Source organism: Acidithiobacillus ferriphilus (genome assembly GCF_018854775.1).
Taxonomy (GTDB): Bacteria; Pseudomonadota; Gammaproteobacteria; order Acidithiobacillales; family Acidithiobacillaceae; genus Acidithiobacillus; species Acidithiobacillus ferriphilus.
Genome location: NZ_JAAZTY010000274.1, coordinates 1 through 806 on the forward strand (window position 1 = coordinate 1; position 806 = coordinate 806).

Here is an 806-nt window from a genome sequence, read left to right on the forward strand (position 1 = left end):
CAAGACCGCCATACTTACCTCCACCAACGTCGACCGGCGGGCCGTCAATGACGCCGTTCGGGAGCAGTTGAAGGCCAAGGGTGAACTGGGGCGGGGCAAGGAGTTCGCCGTTCTGGAGAAGAAGGACATGACTGGCGCGGAACGGCGGGCGGCGGCCTACGAGCGGGGCGACGTGGTCAAGTTCACTTCCGAGTATCGGGCGCTGAACGTGGAGAAGGGCGCGGAGGGGCGCGTCGTCGGCAAGGACGACCGCACCAACCGGGTGAGCGTCGAACTGGACGGCGGGCGCGTGGTGCAGATGCGCGGGGACCTTAAAGGCGTGGAGGCCAGCAGGGAGGTCAAGCGGGAGTTCGCGGAGGGCGACAAGATCGCATTCTCCAAAAACGACCGGGAGACCGGGTTCAAAAACGGCCACCAGGGCAAGGTGCTGGAGATTCGGGAGAAAAGCCTCGTCGTGGAGATGAATGGAGAGCGGCGCACGGTGGACCTGGAGAAATACCGGAACATCGATCACGGTTACGCCATGACCAGTATGAAGGCCCAAGGCCAGACGGTGGACCGGGCGATGATCCACCACAACACCGAGTCGGGCCGGCATGGTGACCGGGAGACTTACGTCAACGTCACCCGCGCCCGGATGGAGGTCAAGGTCTACACCCAGGATGTCGAGAAGGCCAAGAGGCAGGCCGGTTTCAAGATGGACAAGGAGACCGCCAGACCGGAGCGCGAGGAGACCCGCCAGGAGCGCAAGGAGGAGCGTCGGGGCGCCGAGCGCGAGGCACCCGAGCGGAAACAGGCGGGGAAGG

Annotated in this window: 1 protein-coding gene; it reads left to right on the forward strand. The window is 64.8% G+C overall.

All coding sequences use genetic code 11. From position 1 onward, the window contains the following. Window positions 1-806: conjugative transfer relaxase/helicase family protein (locus HF921_RS13185; RefSeq protein ID WP_215893999.1), on the forward strand; the 806-nt coding region annotated here is incomplete at both ends.